Raw genomic sequence first — 323 nt, forward strand, 5'->3', positions numbered from 1 at the left:
CCAGCAAGCGGGTCATGCAGGCGCAGGGCAGCGGCCTGACCAACAAGTATGCCGAGGGCTATCCGGGCAAGCGCTACTACGGCGGCTGCGAACACGTCGACAAGGTCGAGCAGTTGGCCATCGACCGCGCCAGGCAGCTGTTCGGCGCCGACTACGCCAACGTCCAGCCGCATTCCGGTTCCTCGGCCAACGCCGCGGTGTACCTGGCGCTGCTCAACGCCGGCGACACCATCCTCGGCATGAGCCTGGCCCACGGCGGCCATCTCACCCACGGCGCCAAGGTGTCCTCCTCCGGCAAGCTGTACAACGCCGTGCAGTACGGC

At 67.8% G+C, this 323-nt stretch carries 1 pseudogene; it reads left to right on the plus strand.

What is annotated here, in order from left to right:
• A pseudogene (gene glyA, locus HMPREF2716_RS13470) lies at nucleotides 1-323 on the plus strand (serine hydroxymethyltransferase); the annotation flags it as partial.

Source organism: Pseudomonas sp. HMSC076A11, from assembly GCF_001810205.1.
GTDB classification, from domain to species: Bacteria; Pseudomonadota; Gammaproteobacteria; order Pseudomonadales; family Pseudomonadaceae; genus Pseudomonas; species Pseudomonas aeruginosa.